The sequence below is a fragment of the Sphingobacterium sp. JUb20 genome, assembly GCF_004342035.1.
GTDB lineage: Bacteria > Bacteroidota > Bacteroidia > Sphingobacteriales > Sphingobacteriaceae > Sphingobacterium > Sphingobacterium anhuiense.
On the sequence record NZ_SLYV01000003.1, the window covers coordinates 336,565 to 358,039 of the forward strand.

Annotated in this window: 21 protein-coding genes; 13 read left to right on the forward strand and 8 right to left on the reverse strand. The window is 33.5% G+C overall.

The window, feature by feature from the left end:
* Positions 1–249: 249 nt before the first annotated feature.
* From EDF66_RS07400 to EDF66_RS07410, 3 genes are all read right to left on the reverse strand, one after another.
* The gene (locus tag EDF66_RS07400) at positions 250–735 is read right to left on the reverse strand and encodes a hypothetical protein (RefSeq protein ID WP_132841649.1); all 486 of its coding nucleotides are present in this window, start codon (positions 733–735) and stop codon (positions 250–252) included.
* Positions 736–1,067: 332 nt separating this feature from the next.
* Positions 1,068–1,694 carry a YIP1 family protein gene (locus EDF66_RS07405; RefSeq protein WP_021188918.1) on the reverse strand — a complete coding sequence of 209 codons (627 nt, stop codon included), beginning with the start codon at positions 1,692–1,694 and terminating at the stop codon, positions 1,068–1,070.
* A gap of 191 nt (positions 1,695–1,885) precedes the next feature.
* Entirely contained in the window at positions 1,886–2,662 is a 777-nt protein-coding gene (locus EDF66_RS07410; RefSeq protein WP_132841651.1) for an NIPSNAP family protein, read from the reverse strand.
* A gap of 530 nt (positions 2,663–3,192) precedes the next feature.
* Here EDF66_RS07410 and EDF66_RS07415 point away from each other — a divergent pair.
* Positions 3,193–4,932 (forward strand): alpha-L-rhamnosidase C-terminal domain-containing protein, encoded by a 1,740-nt coding sequence (locus EDF66_RS07415; RefSeq protein WP_243655448.1) that lies wholly within the window; start codon positions 3,193–3,195, stop codon positions 4,930–4,932.
* Between the two features lie 306 nt (positions 4,933–5,238).
* Here EDF66_RS07415 and EDF66_RS07420 read toward each other — a convergent pair whose 3' ends face one another.
* A complete protein-coding gene (locus EDF66_RS07420; protein ID WP_132841653.1) occupies positions 5,239–6,303 on the reverse strand; it encodes a S41 family peptidase in 1,065 nt (354 codons plus the stop codon).
* A 913-nt stretch (positions 6,304–7,216) separates the two neighbouring features.
* Between EDF66_RS07420 and EDF66_RS07425 the strand changes: the two genes are divergently transcribed.
* The 9 genes from EDF66_RS07425 to EDF66_RS07465 all read left to right on the forward strand — a co-directional run bounded on the left by EDF66_RS07425 (position 7,217) and on the right by EDF66_RS07465 (position 14,782).
* The gene (locus EDF66_RS07425; protein WP_132841655.1) at positions 7,217–8,602 is read left to right on the forward strand and encodes a TFIIB-type zinc ribbon-containing protein; all 1,386 of its coding nucleotides are present in this window, start codon (positions 7,217–7,219) and stop codon (positions 8,600–8,602) included.
* Between the two features lie 3 nt (positions 8,603–8,605).
* On the forward strand, positions 8,606–9,610 hold the full coding sequence (locus EDF66_RS07430) for an SPFH domain-containing protein (protein ID WP_132841656.1): 1,005 nt from the start codon (positions 8,606–8,608) through the stop codon (positions 9,608–9,610).
* A gap of 3 nt (positions 9,611–9,613) precedes the next feature.
* Positions 9,614–9,835, forward strand: a complete 222-nt coding sequence (locus tag EDF66_RS07435; protein WP_132771399.1) for a hypothetical protein — start codon at positions 9,614–9,616, stop codon at positions 9,833–9,835.
* A 565-nt stretch (positions 9,836–10,400) separates the two neighbouring features.
* On the forward strand, positions 10,401–11,558 hold the full coding sequence (locus EDF66_RS07440; RefSeq protein WP_132841658.1) for a TlpA disulfide reductase family protein: 1,158 nt from the start codon (positions 10,401–10,403) through the stop codon (positions 11,556–11,558).
* A gap of 339 nt (positions 11,559–11,897) precedes the next feature.
* Positions 11,898–12,821: a Dyp-type peroxidase gene (locus EDF66_RS07445; RefSeq protein ID WP_132841660.1), complete on the forward strand. Its 924-nt coding sequence runs from the start codon at positions 11,898–11,900 to the stop codon at positions 12,819–12,821.
* Positions 12,822–13,160: 339 nt separating this feature from the next.
* Positions 13,161–13,349 carry a hypothetical protein gene (locus EDF66_RS07450; RefSeq protein ID WP_132841662.1) on the forward strand — a complete coding sequence of 63 codons (189 nt, stop codon included), beginning with the start codon at positions 13,161–13,163 and terminating at the stop codon, positions 13,347–13,349.
* A gap of 140 nt (positions 13,350–13,489) precedes the next feature.
* Positions 13,490–13,939, forward strand: a complete 450-nt coding sequence (locus EDF66_RS07455; protein ID WP_132841663.1) for a lysozyme — start codon at positions 13,490–13,492, stop codon at positions 13,937–13,939.
* Between the two features lie 5 nt (positions 13,940–13,944).
* Entirely contained in the window at positions 13,945–14,325 is a 381-nt protein-coding gene (locus tag EDF66_RS07460) for a hypothetical protein (RefSeq protein WP_132841665.1), read from the forward strand.
* A complete protein-coding gene (locus EDF66_RS07465; protein ID WP_132841667.1) occupies positions 14,279–14,782 on the forward strand; it encodes a hypothetical protein in 504 nt (167 codons plus the stop codon). The genes EDF66_RS07460 and EDF66_RS07465 overlap by 47 nt, the downstream gene beginning before the upstream one ends.
* Positions 14,783–14,995: 213 nt before the next feature.
* On the opposite strand, the gene EDF66_RS07470 is transcribed toward EDF66_RS07465, so the two are convergent.
* Positions 14,996–15,433, reverse strand: coding sequence for a hypothetical protein (locus tag EDF66_RS07470; RefSeq protein ID WP_132841668.1), 438 nt, complete (start codon positions 15,431–15,433; stop codon positions 14,996–14,998).
* On the opposite strand from EDF66_RS07470, the gene EDF66_RS26450 reads away from it, so the two are divergent.
* Both EDF66_RS26450 and EDF66_RS07475 read left to right on the forward strand, forming a co-directional pair.
* Positions 15,432–15,554, forward strand: coding sequence for a hypothetical protein (locus tag EDF66_RS26450; protein WP_259194585.1), 123 nt, complete (start codon positions 15,432–15,434; stop codon positions 15,552–15,554). The two genes, EDF66_RS07470 and EDF66_RS26450, sit on opposite strands and share 2 nt — an antisense overlap.
* A 326-nt stretch (positions 15,555–15,880) precedes the next feature.
* Positions 15,881–16,687 (forward strand): helix-turn-helix domain-containing protein, encoded by an 807-nt coding sequence (locus tag EDF66_RS07475; protein WP_132771406.1) that lies wholly within the window; start codon positions 15,881–15,883, stop codon positions 16,685–16,687.
* 345 nt (positions 16,688–17,032) lie between these two features.
* On the opposite strand, the gene EDF66_RS07480 is transcribed toward EDF66_RS07475, so the two are convergent.
* Positions 17,033–18,289 carry a hypothetical protein gene (locus EDF66_RS07480; protein ID WP_132841670.1) on the reverse strand — a complete coding sequence of 419 codons (1,257 nt, stop codon included), beginning with the start codon at positions 18,287–18,289 and terminating at the stop codon, positions 17,033–17,035.
* A 566-nt stretch (positions 18,290–18,855) separates the two neighbouring features.
* Here EDF66_RS07480 and EDF66_RS07485 point away from each other — a divergent pair.
* Positions 18,856–19,314, forward strand: a complete 459-nt coding sequence (locus tag EDF66_RS07485) for a DoxX family membrane protein (RefSeq protein ID WP_132841672.1) — start codon at positions 18,856–18,858, stop codon at positions 19,312–19,314.
* Between the two features lie 347 nt (positions 19,315–19,661).
* On the opposite strand, the gene EDF66_RS07490 is transcribed toward EDF66_RS07485, so the two are convergent.
* Together EDF66_RS07490 and EDF66_RS07495 are read right to left on the reverse strand one after the other, a co-directional pair.
* Positions 19,662–20,357 (reverse strand): LytR/AlgR family response regulator transcription factor, encoded by a 696-nt coding sequence (locus EDF66_RS07490; protein WP_132841673.1) that lies wholly within the window; start codon positions 20,355–20,357, stop codon positions 19,662–19,664.
* A 2-nt stretch (positions 20,358–20,359) separates the two neighbouring features.
* On the reverse strand, positions 20,360–21,370 hold the full coding sequence (locus EDF66_RS07495) for a sensor histidine kinase (RefSeq protein WP_132841674.1): 1,011 nt from the start codon (positions 21,368–21,370) through the stop codon (positions 20,360–20,362).
* Positions 21,371–21,475: the final 105 nt, after the last annotated feature.

Genomic DNA, 21,475 nt, shown 5'->3' on the forward strand with positions numbered 1-21,475 from the left:
AAGATAACAAATTCCATTTTTATTATAAAACAATAATTGAAAGAACTATAAAATTTGGTATAGCATTTCTGTTTTTGCATCAAAGTTTAGCTTACCATTTTATCATCAATACTTATTCAAAGTATCAGAAGAAAGACAAGTTCGTGATAAAAGTTTAATGGAGTAAGGATATTTTTGAGTACCAATTTTATTTTTATAAAGCATACTTCGCTTAAGAGTAGCTTGATAAAGAAATTTCAGAATTCGTTATTACTTAAATTTTGCCCAATTATTGTCGGTATTATTTAATTTAAGCACATCTTTTAAGCTTTCCTTGTTACAGACAAATAGTATGGTTTTAGGTCTTTCATTAACGATTTTTGAATCCTGATCCGGGATTTTAGCGTTTATTTTTTCAAGATTTTCAGAACTTCTCGGATCAAAAATAGAAATCAATTTAATTATTCTGTCTTTAACGTCCCAGGTGTAGGTGTATATATGCACATATTTATTATAATCACTAGAATCAGTTTTTGTTTCTTTGCCATATACCCCTTTGATATTCAGATATAGTTTATTTAATCTTTCAGGTTTTAGATATGTCTCTGCATTAATTATTTTCAATTTCCCGTCTTTTGAAGCAATTGCATTAAGGGTTGAAAAATTAATACTGTCAAATTTAGCTACTATATTATTATCTGATGATTTTTTTATTTGAAATTCAACCCAGCCATTGTCAAAATCACTAATTTCCACATATTGATTATTATTTGAAATTTTTAAATTTTCGTCTTTATTTGCATTTCTATAAAAATCTTCCGTATTGAAGGTGTTAAAATCAAGTTTTTTTAGATCAATTATATTTTTTTGATATTCTTGATTATTCGTTAGACAGGAACAGAAAAAGATCATGTAAAAATACACAGCGAGATATTTCATAATAAATATATTTTAAATCGTTATTTTAATCGTTTTGCATATGTTTCTGGGTTTAGTTGGATTTCAAATTTGGATCATGCATTTTCCAGGATCATTTTTGGATATTATCTCTTTCTTAGTGTTTGCGAAGAATTAAGTGATTGATTTTGTTAAAGCAAGGATGCTATTACAGCAAAAATAACTACCAATATGATCACGGGTAAAATCATGCTGAGAATAGCTTTCCATATACTGAAGTTATTAACTGTAGCTATTCCTAAGACCATAAATATGGCGATATTTATGCCAACAAATCCATTTATTGTCATCAAAAATATTTTAAAGATTGTTTGGGACCAACTTTCATTATTTACCCAGAATGATATACTGAAAAAGGAAATACCATATATCAGAGATCCGATGATATACAATAGTAATACGATTATCCCTGGTATGGATGAATAGGCAATAACGCGGAGAATATCTGCTGCACTTGCTATACCTTTTAGCCATCTTGCAGTACCAGCTAAGATGTAAGCAAACATTATGTAAAAAAGTAAGCTAATGCCCGACCCAAAAATTATAACTTTGAAGAAAAGTTCTGTCCAACTTTCAATATTGAGTTTACCCGAGGATATTCTTCCAAATTGACTTCCTAATAGCGCTAGGTAAAGTAGAAGCCAAGCATACTTATTATACCAGTGCTCTTGTGTAAATCTAAAGAACCACTTAGGTCTTGTATATAAATTCGTGATAATAAATTTAAAATCTTGATTTTCGGGAAGGTCTATATTCATGTTGTCATATATGGTTGATCAAATTTAATTATTTAATTAATCCATGCAAATTTATTTTTCGTTTGTTTAAAAATTTGGTTGATTCCGTATTTACATATGCTTATTCCTGGAAATTTTTCATGTATGTGCGGATGGGGATAGTAATGTGGTAGAATCAAATTATTGAATTTTAGAAAGATAAGATTTTGCTTTTAAACCTGAGAGTAAGTTGTGGGTATTAAAAATGTATTGTTAATTTTAGAAATAGTATTTGCATATTGAGGATCGGACACTAATTTTTTCCATTCAGGATCAGCAATGAAATCAACCCATCCCTTATTACGTTCCTCCATATTCTTACAGGTGATCAAATAGGTGAGACGAGGTAACCTGTCGCCTGCAATCACTTCACCACAGAATACCGGATTTAATTTTGCTCTTTTGAAGATAGGAAATTCGCCATCATGAAACATTTTAATTTTTCTTTTTACAGCATCTTCACTGTAGCCTTCATATGTTCTTAGCTCAAATATCCGCGATTTATCGGATGGAATAGTGATTTTAGGCCAACCTTCGAAGGCAATCATTAAGGAAGATTTAAAACGATCATATAGCGCTTTGTCTTCGGGAATACTGTTATATGTAGCGCTATTTTCAATGTAATCTGCATCCATTTTTACTTTTGTATTGACGGATAGGTAATTGTCAAGAGAAGAGTAAGGGGTTAATAAGTAAAATTTGGCAGGCTCAGATGGAACCAATTCTTTGAATACACCAACTGCTTTTACACCATATTTATTCAGTGCGGGAATAAGGGCAGATTTAAAATAATTGTCTAGTTGTTGCTGGTCAGAACCGAATCGTATTTCGTATTCACGCCATTCATATATTTCCTGCTCAGTTGCATTATTATCGGCTCCTATTACTGGAATTATAGTTGTTGCTAAACCTGCAGTTAGTGAAGATTGAAGAAATTTTCTGCGTTTCATACTGGTTAATGGTTTTATAATAAATGATTTAGATAGAATAAATATATAAATTTAATCCTATTTTCTATAAGGCCGTTCTAATAAATAATCAGAAGTTTAGTGTGTGGAAACTTTTTTTGAAGATAGTTTTTACCTCAAACAGAAATCTTATTTATGAAAATAAGCTCATCATAGAGATATAAGCCAATTATGGTTAATATATTTTTAATAACTGCTTTTACGAGAGAATGAGAATAAATATGTTGGGTAAGTTACAGGTCTTTGGCAAGCATTCCTATAGACACTTATTTTTGCTTATGCTTGAAGCTAATAATGTCTTGGCAATATTCCATAGTGGTGAGACCTACAAGTGAAGGATGCCTTTATGCTTTAATTAGAGTTTATAAAGCTTTGGTTTTGTGCTAAAGATTCTCCAATACAGAAAAAAACTTTTTGGTCTTAAGTAGTTGAAATTTATGTGTCCATCATGAAAGTACAGGATAGTAGCCTCTTATTTATTTAATACATTTAATACTTATAAGTATCCAATTATGAATTCAAACCGTGCTATTTTAAGTTTCTTAATGCTTATTTTTTGCTTTTGTGAGATCAATGCGCAAAATAAATTAAGTGATAAGTTTAATCAAGTGAGCCCATTAACATCTGCATATGTTTATCCTACTCGTATCGTATGGAAAGAGGGAAATGTGATACATGCTACAAATTTATTAAAAAGAGGTAATGGTCAGGCAAATTTATACAACCCCAATACTGTTGTATTTAAAAATGAAAATAATCAAATAGGGACTAGCATACTATTAGACTTTGGTATTCAGATGAATGCATCTGTTGAAATCATCACAGGCATGTGGGGGGGCAATAATTTACCGAAAAATGTTCGTATACGTTTCGGGGAATCGGTTAGTGAAGCAATGTCCGAAATTGGCGTTATAGGTGCTACTAATGACCATGCAATACGAGATTTTATGATGCAAGTACCGTGGCTTGGTCGCAATCGATCTGGTGAATCTGGTTTCAGATTTGTACGTATTGATTTTTTAGAACCTAATGCTGAATTACATTTGCGAGAAGTAAGGGCTGTAGCTACCTTTCGAGATGTTCCCTATCTAGGGAGCTTTCAAAGCAGTGATGAAAGACTTAATAAAATATGGGAAGTAGGTGCATACACTGTACACGTTAACATGCAAGACTATTTATGGGATGGTATAAAAAGGGATCGTTTAGTTTGGGTAGGAGATCTTCACCCTGAAGTATCTACTGTCAATACCGTATTTGGGTATAACGAAGTTGTCCCCAGAAGTTTAGATCTTGCGAGAGAATCGACACCGCTACCCAATTGGATGTCTGGACATAGTAGTTATTCGATGTGGTGGATTATCTTGCAATATGATTGGTATATGAATTATGGGAATTTAGGATATTTAAAGGAGCAGCAACCTTATTTACAAGGATTGGTTGAGCAAATTACTGGGAAGGTTGTTAATGGAAAAGAACGGATGGATGGCGCTCGATTTTTAGATTGGCCATCAAGTGAGGATAGTGCAGCTGTACATGCAGGTCTTCAAGCACTAACTATAAGATCATTGGAGAATGCATCGGCTCTCTTTCAGATATTAGGTGATGATAGTTCAAAAAATAGATGTGACGAAACAGTTGCGCAGATGCGAAAATATATTCCGCCACTCCATCATTCAAAACAAGCCGCTGCATTGATGTCATTAGTCGGATTAATCGATGCAAAAAAAGCGTATACGGAGGTATTATCTATAGGAGGGGCGAAAAATTTTTCAACCTTTTACGGTTATTACATGCTCGAAGCAATGGCGAAAGCAGGAAAGTATCAAGAGGCTATGGAAATTATCTCGACCTATTGGGGTGCTATGCTGGATCTAGGAGCGACAACATTCTGGGAAGATTTTAATATGGATTGGTTGCCCAATGCCAGTCGTATTGATGAGCTTGTACCAGAAGGAAAATCGGATATACATGCAGATTTTGGAGCTTACTGTTATAAAGGTTTTCGTCATAGCTTAGCACATGGCTGGGCTTCAGGACCAACAGCGTGGTTATCTGAGCATGTATTAGGAATTAAAGTAGCGCAACCAGGTGGAAGGGCATATACTGTTAAACCTAATTTAGGCGATCTTAATTGGGCAGAAGGAACATTTCCAACACCTTATGGGCAGATATATGTTAAGCATGTGAAAGAACATGGACGTATCAAAACAGTGATCAAAGCACCTAAAGAAGTTAAAATAATACAAACATGAAGCAAAAAAAGAATTGTATTTTATTAAATAATACGATGTACTTGTTTCTTGCAGTGTAGAAATGCGTACAGCAATCAGAATATGATCATCACCCTGCTCAATTACTTTGGGGATACCTGGAGTGGAGAATCCACGTTAAGATTTAGGCAATCAAAATTGTGGATGTTTTATAGTAACACAACTTTTATCCAAAACCGCAATAAAAGTTGTGTGCTATAGATTATCAATTAAGGTATAAAAAAGCGATCTATGAATTTTGTTTTTCAACCCAACTGATAAAAAGAACCTTTGTTCCCAATATTCATCTTATTCATTTATATAATTCAGCGCAAAATTCAACCAATCTCCAACTGTATCATCTAAATACACATCAGGCTGAATTCCTATGTTGTCAATTGGATATTGAGGAAGTCTTGCTGAACGATAAGTTGGTAGGTATAGTGTATAATTCTCGCAACCAAACTTAAACTCTCTTATCGAACCATAATCCAACACTCCCATTGAAGGTGTTCCCAAAATTTTCACCTTTTTACTTTGACGTGCTGAAAATAAAAAATTCTCTCCGGCACTTGCTACATTTTTATTTGCTAAAATAATTATTTGTTTAGGTGCTTCTGATTTTAATGCTATCGTATCAATCGTCACTTTTTTACCATCATATAATATAAATTTGCCCAAATTATCTTTATATTCTTTTAGTCCATCTTCAATTTGGCTAATTGCTTTTAAAGAGTCTTTATGGACGGTTTGCATCGCATAATCTCGCAAGCCATTAATAAGTGTATTCGTAGACAAAAATTCGACATTCATTATTCGCAAAGGATTTGTTAAAATATACGGTAGTAGTGGTTGATAAACATCATCAGTACCACCAAAATTATCTCTTATATCAATAATCAGTGCCTTAGATTTTTCAATTTTCTTTTGATTTAGTTTTATGAGCTCCTGTACAGGGGTAATATTGTCATATTTAAAACTTTGGATTTTAATATAAAAAACATTTGATGCTAACAACTTTCCATCTACCTCTTTTTCTTTCGGTTTTGATTCTCCCAAATTTTCGTTTTCATTTTTATTTTTTATACTTGTTTCGATGTAAATATGCTCGTCTTTAAAAAAAGACACGTAGTCATTTAACACCTTGATACAGTTGATATTAGTGGTAGTGTCGGATTTTGCAATAACTAAAGCTTTATGATTATTGTATAAATCGAATTTTCCATCAGTTTTTTGCTTAAAACCTGGATAATCAACTTCTATTTTGGTTATTAAACGTTCTAATGCCATTTGACAATTGCATTCATTTTGAGCAAAAGATATATTTATAATACAAATTATAAAATAGGAAATTAATGGTATTCTTTTCTTCATGCGATATTAATTATTTAGTTTGTTGATGTCATTTTTTTTATTGAGGTTATAATCGATACTGCTAACGTCCGTCTTTCTAAAAATTTTAATTTATATAATCAAATGTACAAAATTATGAAAATCATAGCAGCTACTTAATCGGATTGATTTGTATCTTTTGATTTACGGATTTGCAGATCCAGTGTCGTTATTAAAGATTCTTAAATCCCTTGATTGCAGTATTTGTCACAACAGATTTTTAAATCGGAGGTCCCGTCAACTATATTCTGTATATGATAGTCCTGAAGCGCCTTAAATGCTCCAAATCGCGCATACCATTATTCGGATCTTCTTTTAACGTTGTTCGTACCTTCTTTTAACACGCTTTTAATTTCTCCCATAGTTGCACAGTACCTGCACCGCAGGTGCACCGTCCTTTTCCTTGTGTATGGACGGTGCAAGGGTGGTGCAAGTACGGCGCAGTTACGACTTTTGTTAAAAGCGGGATACTAGCATGTAGCCTTATGGTACAAAAGAGGTATTTATATCTTGCGGTAAATCTAAGTTGTTTTATTGTCTGATGGTGCTTAACTTCAAATGTTGCACCTATATAAACCGATATCAGGCTATATTTAACGTTATCATGACACGTTGCTTCTGTATTTCCAGCAAATTAAAACAACCTATTTTAAGGAATTAACATTCTGGCACCAGCGAATGGAAACAAAAGCCAAGTAAGAACGCATAAAAACCGCATATGTAAACTGGTTTAAACTTTAAACTGTAATGATAAGGAAGAAACTATCAAAAATCAGAAAGGATTTAATCGCTCTACTGTTCTGGTTATTTTAATAGCTAATCTTTAATTTGAATAATTATTTCACAGACATGAGATATTATTTATATTTTTAGTATTATAATCTGTATAGAGAACATGGCAAAACAAATTAAGGCGTTAAAATGTCCACATTGTGGTAGTGTTAAGAAGCAGAATATTAAAGAAGACCATTATATCTGCAACAATTGTGGCACTGAGTACTTTTTGGATAATGACGATATTAACGTTAATGTAAAGCATCAATACGGCGACGGAAGATTTAATGGACTAGATCCGAAAACCAAAAAGTATCTATTTTTTGTTGTAGCTGGCATTTTGTTTTTTGTAATTTTTAGCAGTATCATCAGAACCTGTGGAAACAAAAGTGGAGGTATTTCGACTTTAGTCTCTTCCGACGATTCACCTAAGAAAAAGGAATATGTAGATCGAATCAAGGAATATTTAGCATTTACAGCATATAATAGTAAAAATCCGATGTTTCTTTTTATTATTAATCGTAGCAAAGATGCTTTTTCTCGGGAAGGTGCTGAATATTTTGCACGTTTTTATGATCCATTAAAAGAGAAAATAGTTAATGATATCCCACTTCCAGGATGGAAAGATGATTTTTATATACAAACTCGGGTTTTTAGCGATGGTGGATTTTATATCTGTGCTGATAAGAGCAATAAGGTATATAAAATTGATCCGGCAAAAAATGAAGTCATAGATGTAACGAATACCTTTTTTGGTGATGTTCCTGAATTTTCTTCTGGTATAGCTACTTTAAAATTTACACAAGATCGGGAAGGAGATGGTTTTAATATCATGACCAACGATGGGAAGGAATACTACTATTACCCTTTAGTTCGAAAAATCTATAAAGATCATATGCAGAGACGTGAGGCCGGTACAGGGCTTTCCAGCCTGTTGCCAGGTGCTAGAACGTCTGTTTATTATACATTTTCCGAAAAAAGCAGTGATTATCCAGAAGAGAAAATCCAATTGATAAAATATTGGTATAAAAACAATTCCGGTTATCCGATCATGCTTCCTTATAGTTATCAAGTGAGTTGGCAGAAGGTGTATCAATATCCAAAGAAGTCTGGTATTTATTACGGTTCATTTCCATATACAAAGAAATTGGTGAAAGAACCTCGGATTACAAAATTTGTTGATCTCACACCAGATCGTCTTTATTTTAAAGCTGATATCGGATACCAAGATAGTACGAGTTTGTATATTACAGGATTGCCAGATGCCAATCCTGAAGGTCATACCTATATTCAGAAAATCGATACCGAAAGTGGGAAAATCATTTGGACCTATGCACCCAAAAGTGATAATTACGCTGTTGAAAGTGATATGTACGGTTATACTGGAGGAGTTGTTTTTAGCTATTACGATAGATCGGGGGCTTCCAGTTCCAATCGGATCATTATTATAGCTAATGATGGTACAGTACTGAAAGATATAGACAGAGACGAAATATTTAAAAGATAGAACATGGGACTATTTAATTTTTTTAAGAGGCAAATAGCCACGGTTATAGAATGGCAACCACAGGATCAAAACGTATTGATATGGCGGTATCGGGCGGCTACAGACGAAATAAAAAATGCAAGTAAATTGATTATTTCTCCGGGACAGGGATGTGTTCTTGTTTATGAAGGCAGGATTACAGATGTGATCGACGAGGACGGGGTATACAACATCCGCACAGATAATCATCCATTTATCACTTCTCTGCTCAAAGTCGCACAGTTGTTTGAAAGTGAGCATAAAATGGGACTTTACTATTATCGTAAAGCTGAAGTTCTGAATCAGGGCTGGGGTACAGCTTCAACGATCAAGTATTTTGACGACTATTATAAGATTCCTATTCAGCTCTCAGCTTATGGTAATTTTTCGTATCGACTCAAAGATCCGGCGAAGTTTTTTTCCAACTATGTCGGTTCACAGGATAACTATACTACCGAGTCTTTTCGTGAAGTCGTGCAGTCTCGAATTCTTCAAGTCTTAACTTCTAGTTTTGCGAAAGAAAAATTAGCTTTTACGGAGATAGATGCGGAGATTGATCGCTTGTCTAGAGGTATGAAAGAACAGCTCCTACAGGATCTAGAAACATTCGGCGTTCAGCTACATGATTTCAGGATTGAGGGTAATTCTTTTGATCAGGATACTCAAGATCGTATTGGAAAGATTGCTGATATTACTGCTGACAGCCAAGCGGCGACTGAAGGTGGTCTTACCTATGTTGAGTTGGAAAAACTCCGTGCGTTGCGTGACGCTGCTAAAAACGAAGGCGGTTTAGCGGGTGCAGGAGTGGGATTGGGAGCAGGTATGAGCTTAGGAAAAGTATTTAGTAATTCAATTGATGAAGTTACACAGCCTGTAGCGGGTGTAGATCCTATGGAGCAATTAAGGAAGTTAAAACTGCTGCTCGACGAAAATATCATTACGCAGGAAGAATTTGATCAGAAGAAAAAAGAGTATTTAAATAAATTTTAGCCGATGAAACACCTCATTACATTTCTATTTGTAGCGTCATTACTCGTATTGGGATTTGTCGCCCTGAATTATATCTGGAAGTGGTTCCCGATAGATTATACTGGACTCGTAAAAGTGTTTATATCTATATTGGTGGTTATTTTCATTGGGACAGGGCTTGCAATGGTCTTTAGTGCTGGATATGCAAGAAAAGATAATCAGCGGGATGTAGGAAAAAAAGATTAATCTTATTTCATAGAAATGAACTTAAGTGTTGATCATAAAGATGCTTAGATGAGCTTCATCTTCAAAATTATTTTAATCAAAGTAAGAATGCTCAATAAGAGTAAGATTTCCGTGTGATATAAAATAAGATTTCCGTGTGATACAAAAAACGTATAACAGTCGTTTATTATTGTAAAATAAAAATCAAAGTGGGATTAAAGAACGCGAGGACGTAAAAGAAATTACTGCGCAATGCCAAATTGGAAATAATACCACCAGTCAACTGCTTAAGAAAATGAATTTTTCAGAAGTCAATAGTAAATATTCGATGTTTCTCTAGGTTTTTCCTACGTGTGGTGTTTAGTGATCTTGTGTAAACTAATTCCGATTATTGGCAATATATTCCATATAGATAACACCTGTGTTAGATGTTATCATAAAATACCCTCTATAAATCAACGCACTATACAAATACTTGTAGCGGATCATATCCTTTACTTCATGTGTAATTATTTGTTAATTAAAGCAGTAATAATTATCTTGGTGAAGGGTATTTTATGTTGCCTTAGATATTAAGCATTAGATTATGATTTTTAAAAGAGCAGTGAAAATTCTTGCTATTATATTTGTTTTCATCACTATCGTCACACCATTATTTTCACAACGAAAATTTGATATACAGGGTACTGGAAAACAAATACTGGATGGAGAAATAATATATTTAAGCTATAGAAATGAAGGGCGATATATGTTGGATTCCACATTTGTTAAGAATAATAGTTTTAAGTTTGAAGGAATTATAGGAAATATACCTATTCGGGCTTCTTTATATCGGAATCAGAACCCTACGCACAATTATGATTTTATTTACGATCGGTTAAGCTTATACCTCGAAGAGGGAATAATTTCTGTTCAAAGTATGGATTCGTTAAATAATGCGCGTATAAGTGGAACTGCTGTCAATAATACGTTTCAACTATTACAGGAAAGATTAGCTCTTTTGGAAAAAGAACGACTTTCAATAAAAGATCCAGATTACTTTAGCGAAGAAGAAAGGAAAGATACTGCTTTAGTAAATAAGAATAGGAGTTTACTGGAAGCTAATTATTATAGACAATTTGATGTTCAACTAGCATTTGCCAAAGAATTTTCTAACTCCTATGTCAGCCTAGATCTTGTGAACAACATAGCCAGGAATAATAAATACAATCATTTAGCGGAAGAGGTATTTAATTTATTATCTGATAGTCTACTGCAATTGCCAAAGGCTGCAATAACAAAAGAGTCTTTTTTAAATAAAAACAAGGTTCGCATTGGATCTATTGCCCCTGAATTTGAAATGAACGATAGGTTTGGAAGAAATATTAAATTGTCAAATTACAGAGGTAAGTATTTATTGTTAGATTTTTGGGCATCGTGGTGTTTACCCTGTAGGCAAGAACATCCTAACTTACTAGCGCTGTATGATGATTTTAAGGGAGCTAATTTTGATATTTTGAGCGTTTCTATAGATAGTAAAAAAGATAAGTGGCTAAATGCTATTATTGAAGATGGTTTAATATGGAGTCAGATTTCTGATCTTAAAGCTAGTAACGGCGAGGTTTACTTGAACTACGGTATAAGTACTATACCGTGCAACTTTTTACTTGATCCCCAGGGAAAAGTGATTGCTAAGGATTTAAAAGGTCAAGATTTGAGAGATAAAATAAAAGAAGTGGTGAATATACAAGCGAATATGCACTAATTATGTTTATAAATATAATTTTGCTGTTTGAAATTGGTTTACAGGATCGAGTGTCTCACTGTTTTTGTTTTGCATATTTATTCATACAAGTAGATCTATTTAATTCATAGTTTAATGAAATCCATATCAATAGGTCTTGCTTTTTACTTCCTTCTCTAGAAAATGGTTATCTTTAAATTTGATATAACTCCAAAATTGAATATAGGGGAATAAGGAGGGCGGAGGTTACCGTATATTTGCATAAAGCAATAGCTCTGTCAAAAATGAACCATGTGATTACTTCTATGAGCGCTTAGGTCAAGAACGCTTAATGATAAAAATTGATAAAGACTTTAATTTATGGATACTAATCCACAAAATGTATTAGATTATACAAATAACAACACCATTTTTATGGTATGGAATATTAAGAGTGGTATTGAGGTAAAAGAAACCTTCAAACAGCTCTGTGCTCTTATCATTAATCTTAATAATTCTGGAAATGTTCGCTTTCCAAATTCCGGAGCTAGCGTGGTCATGGGTATCAGTTTGGAAGCTTGGATTAAATTAGATTTACCTTTGCCGTTACCTAAGGAGTTTGAAGTTTTTGAACAAATTACGGGGAGTAAACATACAGCGGTATCCACAAGAGGAGATCTTCATTTTCACGTCAGAGCTAGTGAAAATAGTTATTGTATCGATACGGCAGCAGTTATTTCCACACTGCTGCAAAATATAGCAGTTTGCGTAGAAGAAGTGCATGGTTTTAGATATTGGGACAGTCGCAGTATTCTTGGATTCGTAGACGGTACCGAAAATCCGCATGGCCAAGAAAGGGCCACTTTTGGAATTATAGGTGATGAAGATCCCGCTTATAAAGGATGTAGTTATTTGTTTGTACAGCAATATTTACATAATATGTCCGCATGGAAATCTTTGCCCGTGAGTGAACAGGAAAAAGTTGTTGGTAGGTCGAAATCTGATGATATCGAGATGCCTGATGGTGTAAAACCCTCGAATTCACATTCAGCACTTGCAAATGTGGGTGATGATCTTAAAATTGTTCGAGACAATATGCCTTTTGGTAAAGTAGGGACCAATGAAATGGGGACTTATTTTATTGCTTACGCAAGCTCGTTTATTACGATAAAAAAGATGCTAAACAATATGTTTATCGGCATGCCTGTAGGTAATTATGATCGAATATTAGATTTTAGCACTGCAAAAACGGGTACTTTATTTTTTGTTCCAACATTCGATATGCTGGATGCATTTTCGGACTAGGATATCGCTATCGATTAAATATAGCAAGACATAGTGTAAATTTTAAAAGACTTAAAATCTGCGGTAAACGAATAAAGCCATTCTATAAGGAATGGCTTTATTCGTTTACATAAACTTACGGTATTAAGTGTATTGATTAAAACCAGTCTTATTGCAGCTTGGGCTCTCTATATTGCTGTTAGGTAAGTAGTTATTGTGTATCAGCATGATCTATGAAGACCGTGTTTTATTATTTTCGGTATCTTGTCTATACCGCTTACATACTCCATATTTCTAGTCTTTTTATACTGTATGCCCATTACTTTTGTAGTAAGATAAATCAAATTAGATAAGGCAAACATGAAAGAGAAGTTTTTAATCGCCCTCACAGCACAATATAAAGATCTGGGATTTGGGGCAAATGCAATTGTAAAAGTAGCTCACTATTTAGCAAAAAAAGTACTTTATGAAGAAGATATTGATGGGGTTTTCCAAGATGTAGAAGGGTTGTTAAATACTTTTCAAACTGATGGAGATATAGGTGGTTAGCTTATGGTTGAGAAAGTTAAAGTGTTCATCATGAATTCTTGGCTATTGTTGCCAATAACTTTTGATTTATTTCTGTTTTGAAAAATAGAATCTATGAGCTCTCCTGTTGGAGGGCTTTTTTTAACATAAATACTTGAATTATGAAAATAGGACAAAAAGGATTACAACTAATAAAAGATTTTGAAGGTTGGTATAGCACTCCCTATAGGGATCCCATAGGTATTGCGACTATTGGCTACGGATTTACCTATTACTTACCTAACCGTCGAAAAGTGAAGATGGATGATCCACCATTAACCAGGATAGAAGGAGAAGCTATGCTTTTAGAAATTCTATCCAATTATGAGAATGACGTTAAACGATTGTTAATGAAAAAATTAAATCAAAATCAATTCGATGCATTAGTGTCTTTTACTTACAATCTTGGCGCAACTAATTTAGGAAAGTCAACATTGCTAAAGAAGATTAATACCAATCCTGAAGACACTCGTATTGTTGAAGAATTTCTAAAATGGAATAAGGCTGGAGGGAAGATATTACCTGGTCTTATTCGCAGAAGACAGGCAGAATCAGATTTATATTTTAGTTAGTGTATATGGAATTGATAGAATTATTAGAGCGGTTTGGAGCTCCGTTGATTACTGGAATCTGCGGTTATCTCGTTGGGCGTCCAAAACAAAAAGCAGAGGTGGAAGCCACCAATGTTGAAAATGCAGGTAAAGTTATAGATAAATGGGCCAGTTATGCAGATCATCTGGAGAAAAACATTGAACAGTTGCGTGCTGCAATTGAAGAATTGAATGAAGCACTGGAGCTAGTTAATGATGAAAAAGCTTTTTGTGCAAAGACATTAACGAAGTTACAGATCGAATACGATGACCTCAAAAAGCTTTATAACGAGTTACAGATTGAATTAAGGAGGATGAAAAATGAAAAAAATATTAAAATTGACCGCCATCATGTTACTGGTGAGTAGCTGCGGTCTCTTAAAGAAAAAATCGAAGGTAGTAGAATCACAAAAGTATGAAGCCGGCACAACAATGCAGGGAGATTTTCGGTATAATCACCAAACTCAAATAAAAAGGAAAGCGAATGTACAATCATTTGCTAAGTTAGATGGTGAGTCTAAAACAGAATTTGAAGGAGAAGATATTACGCTGGAAAAAAATGGAAACGTTCGAATGGGTAAAGGAAAAGTCATTATTCATGAAATCGAGCGATCCAATACAATGCAATTAGTAAATCGGACAGAAGATATAAATTACTCTGAAAAAAAACAAGCATCCCATGCGGCAAAACAAAGAGTTGCTTTTAAAAAAGTTTCGTCAAAGCAGGTAAGTAAGCCGGAATACCACTTCTTTATCTGGTTTTTCGCAGCCTTAATTATTCTGATATTTCTTTGGTTCCGCTGGCTAAAGAAAAAGATTAAATAATTATGCTTCATAAAATAAAAAGACCACTTACAGTTTGATAAGATGGTCTTTTATTATTTCTTGAAGGCGGTTTCTGTATGGGCAGTGTAAATGGTTTTTCTGATTAAATTCCTGGTTTATTTTTAGAAATAAATGCATATTAGACTTTATGTATGAGGCGTGCTGTTATAATCAATTTCTGATTAGGTAATTCCACATAACGATATTACTTATTTAGTTACTATTAAATCGGCTATGAATGAGATAATAATTTGCGATCTGTTTGATTTGTTTTTTAAAATCACTGTAGAGATCGTATTGATTACATGCGCAGATAATAGATTTTTGTAAAGTATCGTTGCTGATATTTAAATAAGGTAAAGTTTCCTTATAAATGGAGCTTTTAACCTTGGTTTTTAATAATACTAATTTTTCAGGTTGAAAGATTCTTAATACAACCGATATGGCTTTATAGCGATGTTGGATATCTTTATAGTTGATATATTCACCTCTGATCTGCACAGGATTGATACCCACAAAAGCACAGTAGCAGTCAAGTACCGCATGAATTTTGGACAAATCAGGTTCATACATCTTATTGATCGTTTTTAGTACTTCCGGATGATTTTCTGTTAAAAAGTTCATAATAAAAGAATGATATAATGTGTTCATGTTTTTAATTGTTAATCGTTTTATAATTCAGTTAGCGGAATACAAAGCTGTCATAATCGGACACTTGATGATGATCTGGACTGGAATTGTGATCCATGATGCCGGATGGGCAGATTATTAGGTCGTGTGGCTAATGCTAGTGATGCTGATTTTATTTTCATAATCTTATTTTTGACTTATATATTGCTATAATATTTAAATGGAATTTCAAATGTTAAACAAAGTTAAACATTAAAGTTAAACTTGCAAGATTTTTTGCAATTAATATTAGGCTGTTATAACACTAATATTGAAAATTATAAACTTTTTTGTTTACAATTAAATTGTTGAAATATAGTGTTTTATGTGTTTTTTATTGCAAATTATTTGTTAAGGTTAACTAGATTGTGTAACTTAGTCTCAGGTTGTTATGTTATTGTGTAACAATTGTTAAATACTATGAAAATCATGGAATTATACCTAAGTAATAATTTTGAGGTATTACGATTGGAAATGAAGGTGACCAATCGTGAATTTGCAGCTATTTTAGGTGTAAGAGAGCAAGTCTATTCACGTATTAAAAAAGGCGAATATCCAATTGGTCTTACGATGAAGACGCGCATAGAAAATGCCTTTCCGAAGGTCAATTATGATTGGTTGGTGCATAATAGTGGAGAACGTGAGAAGCGTGAATTTGCTGTTCAGTCAGGTTCTGTTTCTATGATGCATGTGGGCAACGGTAAATCCATCGGTTATTTTTCGGATGAAGTGAAATTCATGGATGAAAATAAAAATAATATCTTTTTTGAAGTTTCCCCTGGTCGCTATTTGATGCAAACCAAATTAGTGACGGAGAAGGCAAAAGCGGGTTATTTATCAGGTTTTTCCGATTCTGAATATATGGATGATTTACCTGCACATTTTATTACGGTCAATGAGTTCCACCGTGGTATATATCGTTCTTTTGAAGTCAGTGGCGACAGTATGACAGATGGAACGGATGCAAGTGTTTTGGATGGCGATATCGTTACTGGACGTTTGATAAAAAGAGAATTGTGGCAATCTAAATTTCATACCCATAAATATCGCTATTGGGTTATTGTCCACCGCTACGAAGGTGTCATTATCAAAGAAATTATCGATCATGATGTTGAGAAAGGAATACTTACCTTACATTCTCTAAATACCGATAAGGATAGATATCCAGATTTTACGATTATTCTCGATGATGTCGATCAGATATTCAATGTCGTGGATATCAGTCGGTCGCTATAATCTGCTCAAATAAAAGCTGATGCTCGCACAGTTTATTTTATGATGTGAGAAATCTCTTATTATAACCTGTCGATTAAAGCCAGCTTATTATTAATAAAGTCTGCGTTTTGATTAAATTTTAGAAATTGAAATATTTGGTTCTAACACATACTTAGTCAAAATGATCTGAAGGACAGTTATATAAAGAGGAGCGAGGTCTAGCGAAAATTGCTATTATGTCCTTTTCAAGTACCTTCATGTTGGGTAAAACTGTTTGCTGTCTGAACTTTTTTGAAAAGCAATTTGTTGTGTGATTTTGCAATCATATTTCAAGGAATTTCTTCAACTGTAAAATTTCAATCTCGATTAGCAATTGTAATAAGGCTCAGGTGTTAGCACTTCAATGCCCAAAAGCTCTTGTAAAGGTTGCACATAGGCATCCAATGCATTTTGTTCGCCGTAATAAATTGCCACTAAATCATCAGATTTTAATCGAACAAAAAATTCGACATAACCACCACCTTTTGCAGGTAACACATTTTGTACAATAATTTGACTTATATCAGTACGATTAAACTGAATAGCATATTGATCTCCCGTAAAACCAAATGTGTGATCATTTGCTAGCCACACGGCATTGTGATATTGGGTATTTTCATTCAATAATTGTGGTACGGCGATAACATTAGCATTATTTTTATAATCGGGCTGAAAATCTAACCAGGTTTCAAACGATAGAATTTTTGTCGTTTCTGGGTTTAATTCAATTGTGTCACGTGCAATTACTTCCGAATAATCCCTATAATTATTAATCGATAATGATGTTCCGCCGTCATCATATTGACTATCTACATCATAAGTATAACAGATCGACAAACCTATGCCATCTAAATCAAATGTTAGGTATTTTTGATCGTCCCGTTCGTATCCCGCATTTTCGATGTCAGTAGGAATTTCTTCCATCCAAAGTTTACGCAATTCGTAATAACTTTTATCGCTATTCGAGTCAGCATATAATGTTGTAAAATAAGATTGAACAGCAATATTTTGACGATCGTTTTCATCGTAATAAAACTCCAGATTATTTATAACTAAAGAACCTATTCGAACAGGATAATCGATTTTAAAGTAGCTCGTTTCAAACTCTGATTCGTACAAATGACCAATATTCAGTTTTAAGAATTCTTCGTATGATGTATCCCAAGAAACAAATAGAGGGGGAGTTGTTTGTACTTCAAGTCCATCAATATAGTCGCTGTGTCGGTCTGTAAGTATTTGATAATTTGTTTCCTTTTTATCAATCCAAATACGGTGTTTTTGTTCCTTTTTGCTATTTATGATTTTAAAGAATAATGCATTGTCAAAGCCAAAACGTTCAGATAGTTGTGGATAGATTTTAGAAAAACCATTTTGCAGAATGGGAATGTAGTGTTGTCTGTAGTCGAACAAAAATAGGTATGGATCCTCACCCAAAATTTCGACGTAAGCATATTTTAATATAGATAAATTAACACGCTCTTCATTGGTATGATCTTCATAAAAAAGATGATCATCTTGGATATGGATATTTCCCGGTTGTGTTTCTTTCGGATAAGAATTGTTCTTTTTGAATAGATTGAGCATACGTGTCTGTTTTATATTTGACTGTAATTGAAAAGATTCTCTATATCAAAGATAAGTAGTTTTCTCTTTTGAAGCATTAGCTGAAAATGGGGGTTTTTGACTGCCAGATCAATTCTATATGAAAATATCCAATCGGAAATTTCAGATCTCAATTGGCCAAATTTAAAAAATCACCATTCTCATTTTAAGCTGCCAATCCAAATAAAAATACATTGTATCCATTTGGGCGTCACACGTTTTGTAATACAGAAATATAAGTCGCAATTTTTAGTGAGAGCCAAGTCGTAAGATGTGGTTTTTTTTATATTTTTATTTAGGCCAATGATATGTGGATCTTATCTCTTTTTTAATCATAAGTTGGATGTTTTTTAGAAAAAGAGAATGCGTTTATTTTATTCAATTTCATGTATTTTAAGTTGTCTTTCTGTTCATGGTTAGTACATTAAAAATGTTCTTATCCTACTATTGATGATATAAAAAAAGAAAAAGTAATCTCATTTCTTAAACTGGTTTAATTACTTTAATTTCTGTAAGATATAATTTTGACCAATAAAATTCTTAAAAAAATGAATCAGAAGTATTTTCAATTATTTGTTCGCATCACTGTGGCGATTGCATTTTTATCGGCTGTAGCAGACCGGTTTGGCATTTGGGGAAATCCAGGAAGTAAGAATGTCTCCTGGGGAGATTGGGGACATTTTGTAGATTACTCCAATACACTTAATTTCTTTGTATCTCCTGCAATCGGAGAGGTTTTAGCGATTATAGCCACGGGTTTAGAAATTGTTTTTTCCTTGCTACTGCTTATTGGATACAAAACAAAAATGATCAGTTTTGCATCTGGTCTTTTATTAACAATTTTTGCTGTATCCATGACAATATCTGTGGGAATTAAACCTACTTTTGATTATTCAGTATGGATAAGTGCCTCCGCATGTTTCCTTTTGGGAACTTTAAATGGATATTCATATAGTTTAGATGCATACTTGATTAATAAATCTTTTAAAACGAAATGTTTGGATTGATTAACTCCTAATTTTAACAGCATTTAGCATTGCTAATTCATTTCTTCAGCATATCATAGCAAGAACTACGAATATAAATACTGGAGTGAAAATCACAGAACGTCCCGTCGTCGTGAAATGAATGGATTTTAGAGGGTTTGTATAGAGCGCCGTCACGTGCTATTTTTTCGGGATGTATTAAAGTAATTAACTTTATTACATACTTTTATAAGGAATTGGTTCTGGTCATTTATGGTGTTTTGAGCATCTATTATTGTAAAAATAATCATTTTTGAACTTCCGCCAATTTCATATTAAAAAAGACAGATTGCAATAATCGATTAAGTATTAGCAATAAGGGGAAGGAATTAGGTGTTTTCTAATTTTTCTTGTAGTTCCCTTCTAAAAGTGATTCCAACGGGAAGGTTCATATTATTGATCTGCACCAGACCATGCTCATATTTGCTGACCTTATTGATGGAAGCAATATACGATTTATGGATGCGGACAAATTTAGAGGCAGGCAATTGTTTTAAAATCTGTTGCGTGGTGATGGCGGTGAGGTACGTCTGTGCCGGAGTGACAATTTTTACATAGTTACCAAAACTTTGTATAAAATCAATTTGTGAAAGCTTAATCTCAATAAGCCGACCATCCATACGGATACTGATTGTTTTAGGTTCATCTTCTGATGGAATAGCACTATTGTTGTAGGATAGAAAACGTTGTAAAGCTTTAAAAAAGCGAGGAAAAGATATAGGTTTCAATAGATAGTCGACCACCCCATAATCATAACTTTCTAAAGCATATTCCGAATATGCTGTTGTCAGTATTATTTTTGGAGGATTATCCAGCATTTTCAAAAACTCCATTCCAGTAATTTCTGGCATATCAATATCCAGAAAGATAAGATCAACCCTATTATTTCTCAGATATTCCAGCGCTTCAAATGCATTGTAGCATTGGGCTACCAACTCCAGATCAGCGCTTCTTTCAATATAATTGACCAATACATAATGTGCAGCTGGTTCGTCGTCAACCACAATGCAGCGATTTTTATCCATTGCTAAAGATTTATGACCAAGTAGACCTCAAACTCTTCCTTATTTGCATTCGTATTCAATTGATAGCGATTAGGGTATAATAACTTCAAGCGCGCTACCGTATTTTCTAAACCTATTTTTGCTGAAAATACATTCCTTTTTTTTATGGGGACTGAATTTTGTACATGCAAATATAAGGTCCCTTTTTCAATTTTTATTGAGATCGCTACGTAACAATCTTCTATACTACAGGTACCATGTTTAAAAGCATTCTCAATAAATGTGATCAGCAGCATCGGTGCAATTTGGTTGTTGATTCCCACTTCTGGTTGATAATCAAAATCAATTTTTGTACGATAACCTAAACGTTCGCGTTCCAATTCGATATAACTTGATATAAAATCAATCTCATCGTCCATTGAGACAAATTCCCTGTCGCTGCTTTCCATTTGATAACGTAGTAATTGTGATACTTTGATAATCAGTTCGGAGGTACGTTCCGGAAATTTAAGGCTGATCCCATAGATTGTATTTAAAGTATTAAACAAAAAGTGAGGATTCAGCTGCTTTTTTAAATTAGACAATTGCGTTTGATTGGAAAGTAGTTCTCTTCTTGTTTTTAATCGCTGGAAACGATAAAATTCGATAAATTGGATACTTCCTAAAATACATACTAGCGATCCCAGCAGTACCCCAACTTGATAATGGAAAGTTTTCTGAGCGAGGTTTTTGTACAGAAAGCAATTCTTATAAATTACATTTTCGGTGATTTCCTTTAGAATAAAAGCAAAAACAAGGAGTATTGCGGTCGAAGACAACGCATAAAGTATGGCTTTATTTTTTTTAATCAGAATTGGCAGCAGAAAAAAACGGTTCACCTGTGCGTGTATGTATAAAATCAGAAAATAGACCAACCCCATTAAAAAGCCTTTCCAGCTTAAGATCAAAATCCAATCATTCAAAGTAAAGAGGATAAACGAGAAAATCAATAATGCGATTTCCTGTATGATCTTATTCTCCAGAATCTTTCTCATAATCCCTTGTTTTTGTTAAAAATCTGTTACAAAGTAAAAGTATTAAGTTTATAACCACCGAAAAATAAATGACGAATTAAATTGGTCACTTTTAAACGCTATAGA

Coding starts and splice junctions, on each gene's coding strand:
- EDF66_RS07405 (WP_021188918.1), bottom strand. CDS start 1,694: ATGAATATAGACCTTCCCGAAAATCAAGATTTTAAATTTATTATCACG.
- EDF66_RS07410 (WP_132841651.1), bottom strand. CDS start 2,662: ATGAAACGCAGAAAATTTCTTCAATCTTCACTAACTGCAGGTTTAGCA.
- EDF66_RS07415 (WP_243655448.1), top strand. CDS start 3,193: ATGAATTCAAACCGTGCTATTTTAAGTTTCTTAATGCTTATTTTTTGC.
- EDF66_RS07420 (WP_132841653.1), bottom strand. CDS start 6,303: ATGAAGAAAAGAATACCATTAATTTCCTATTTTATAATTTGTATTATA.
- EDF66_RS07425 (WP_132841655.1), top strand. CDS start 7,217: ATGGCAAAACAAATTAAGGCGTTAAAATGTCCACATTGTGGTAGTGTT.
- EDF66_RS07430 (WP_132841656.1), top strand. CDS start 8,606: ATGGGACTATTTAATTTTTTTAAGAGGCAAATAGCCACGGTTATAGAA.
- EDF66_RS07435 (WP_132771399.1), top strand. CDS start 9,614: ATGAAACACCTCATTACATTTCTATTTGTAGCGTCATTACTCGTATTG.
- EDF66_RS07440 (WP_132841658.1), top strand. CDS start 10,401: ATGATTTTTAAAAGAGCAGTGAAAATTCTTGCTATTATATTTGTTTTC.
- EDF66_RS07445 (WP_132841660.1), top strand. CDS start 11,898: ATGGATACTAATCCACAAAATGTATTAGATTATACAAATAACAACACC.
- EDF66_RS07450 (WP_132841662.1), top strand. CDS start 13,161: ATGAAAGAGAAGTTTTTAATCGCCCTCACAGCACAATATAAAGATCTG.
- EDF66_RS07455 (WP_132841663.1), top strand. CDS start 13,490: ATGAAAATAGGACAAAAAGGATTACAACTAATAAAAGATTTTGAAGGT.
- EDF66_RS07460 (WP_132841665.1), top strand. CDS start 13,945: ATGGAATTGATAGAATTATTAGAGCGGTTTGGAGCTCCGTTGATTACT.
- EDF66_RS07465 (WP_132841667.1), top strand. CDS start 14,279: ATGAAAAAAATATTAAAATTGACCGCCATCATGTTACTGGTGAGTAGC.
- EDF66_RS26450 (WP_259194585.1), top strand. CDS start 15,432: ATGTTTTTAATTGTTAATCGTTTTATAATTCAGTTAGCGGAATACAAA.
- EDF66_RS07470 (WP_132841668.1), bottom strand. CDS start 15,433: ATGAACACATTATATCATTCTTTTATTATGAACTTTTTAACAGAAAAT.
- EDF66_RS07475 (WP_132771406.1), top strand. CDS start 15,881: ATGGAATTATACCTAAGTAATAATTTTGAGGTATTACGATTGGAAATG.
- EDF66_RS07480 (WP_132841670.1), bottom strand. CDS start 18,289: ATGCTCAATCTATTCAAAAAGAACAATTCTTATCCGAAAGAAACACAA.
- EDF66_RS07485 (WP_132841672.1), top strand. CDS start 18,856: ATGAATCAGAAGTATTTTCAATTATTTGTTCGCATCACTGTGGCGATT.
- EDF66_RS07490 (WP_132841673.1), bottom strand. CDS start 20,357: ATGGATAAAAATCGCTGCATTGTGGTTGACGACGAACCAGCTGCACAT.
- EDF66_RS07495 (WP_132841674.1), bottom strand. CDS start 21,370: ATGAGAAAGATTCTGGAGAATAAGATCATACAGGAAATCGCATTATTG.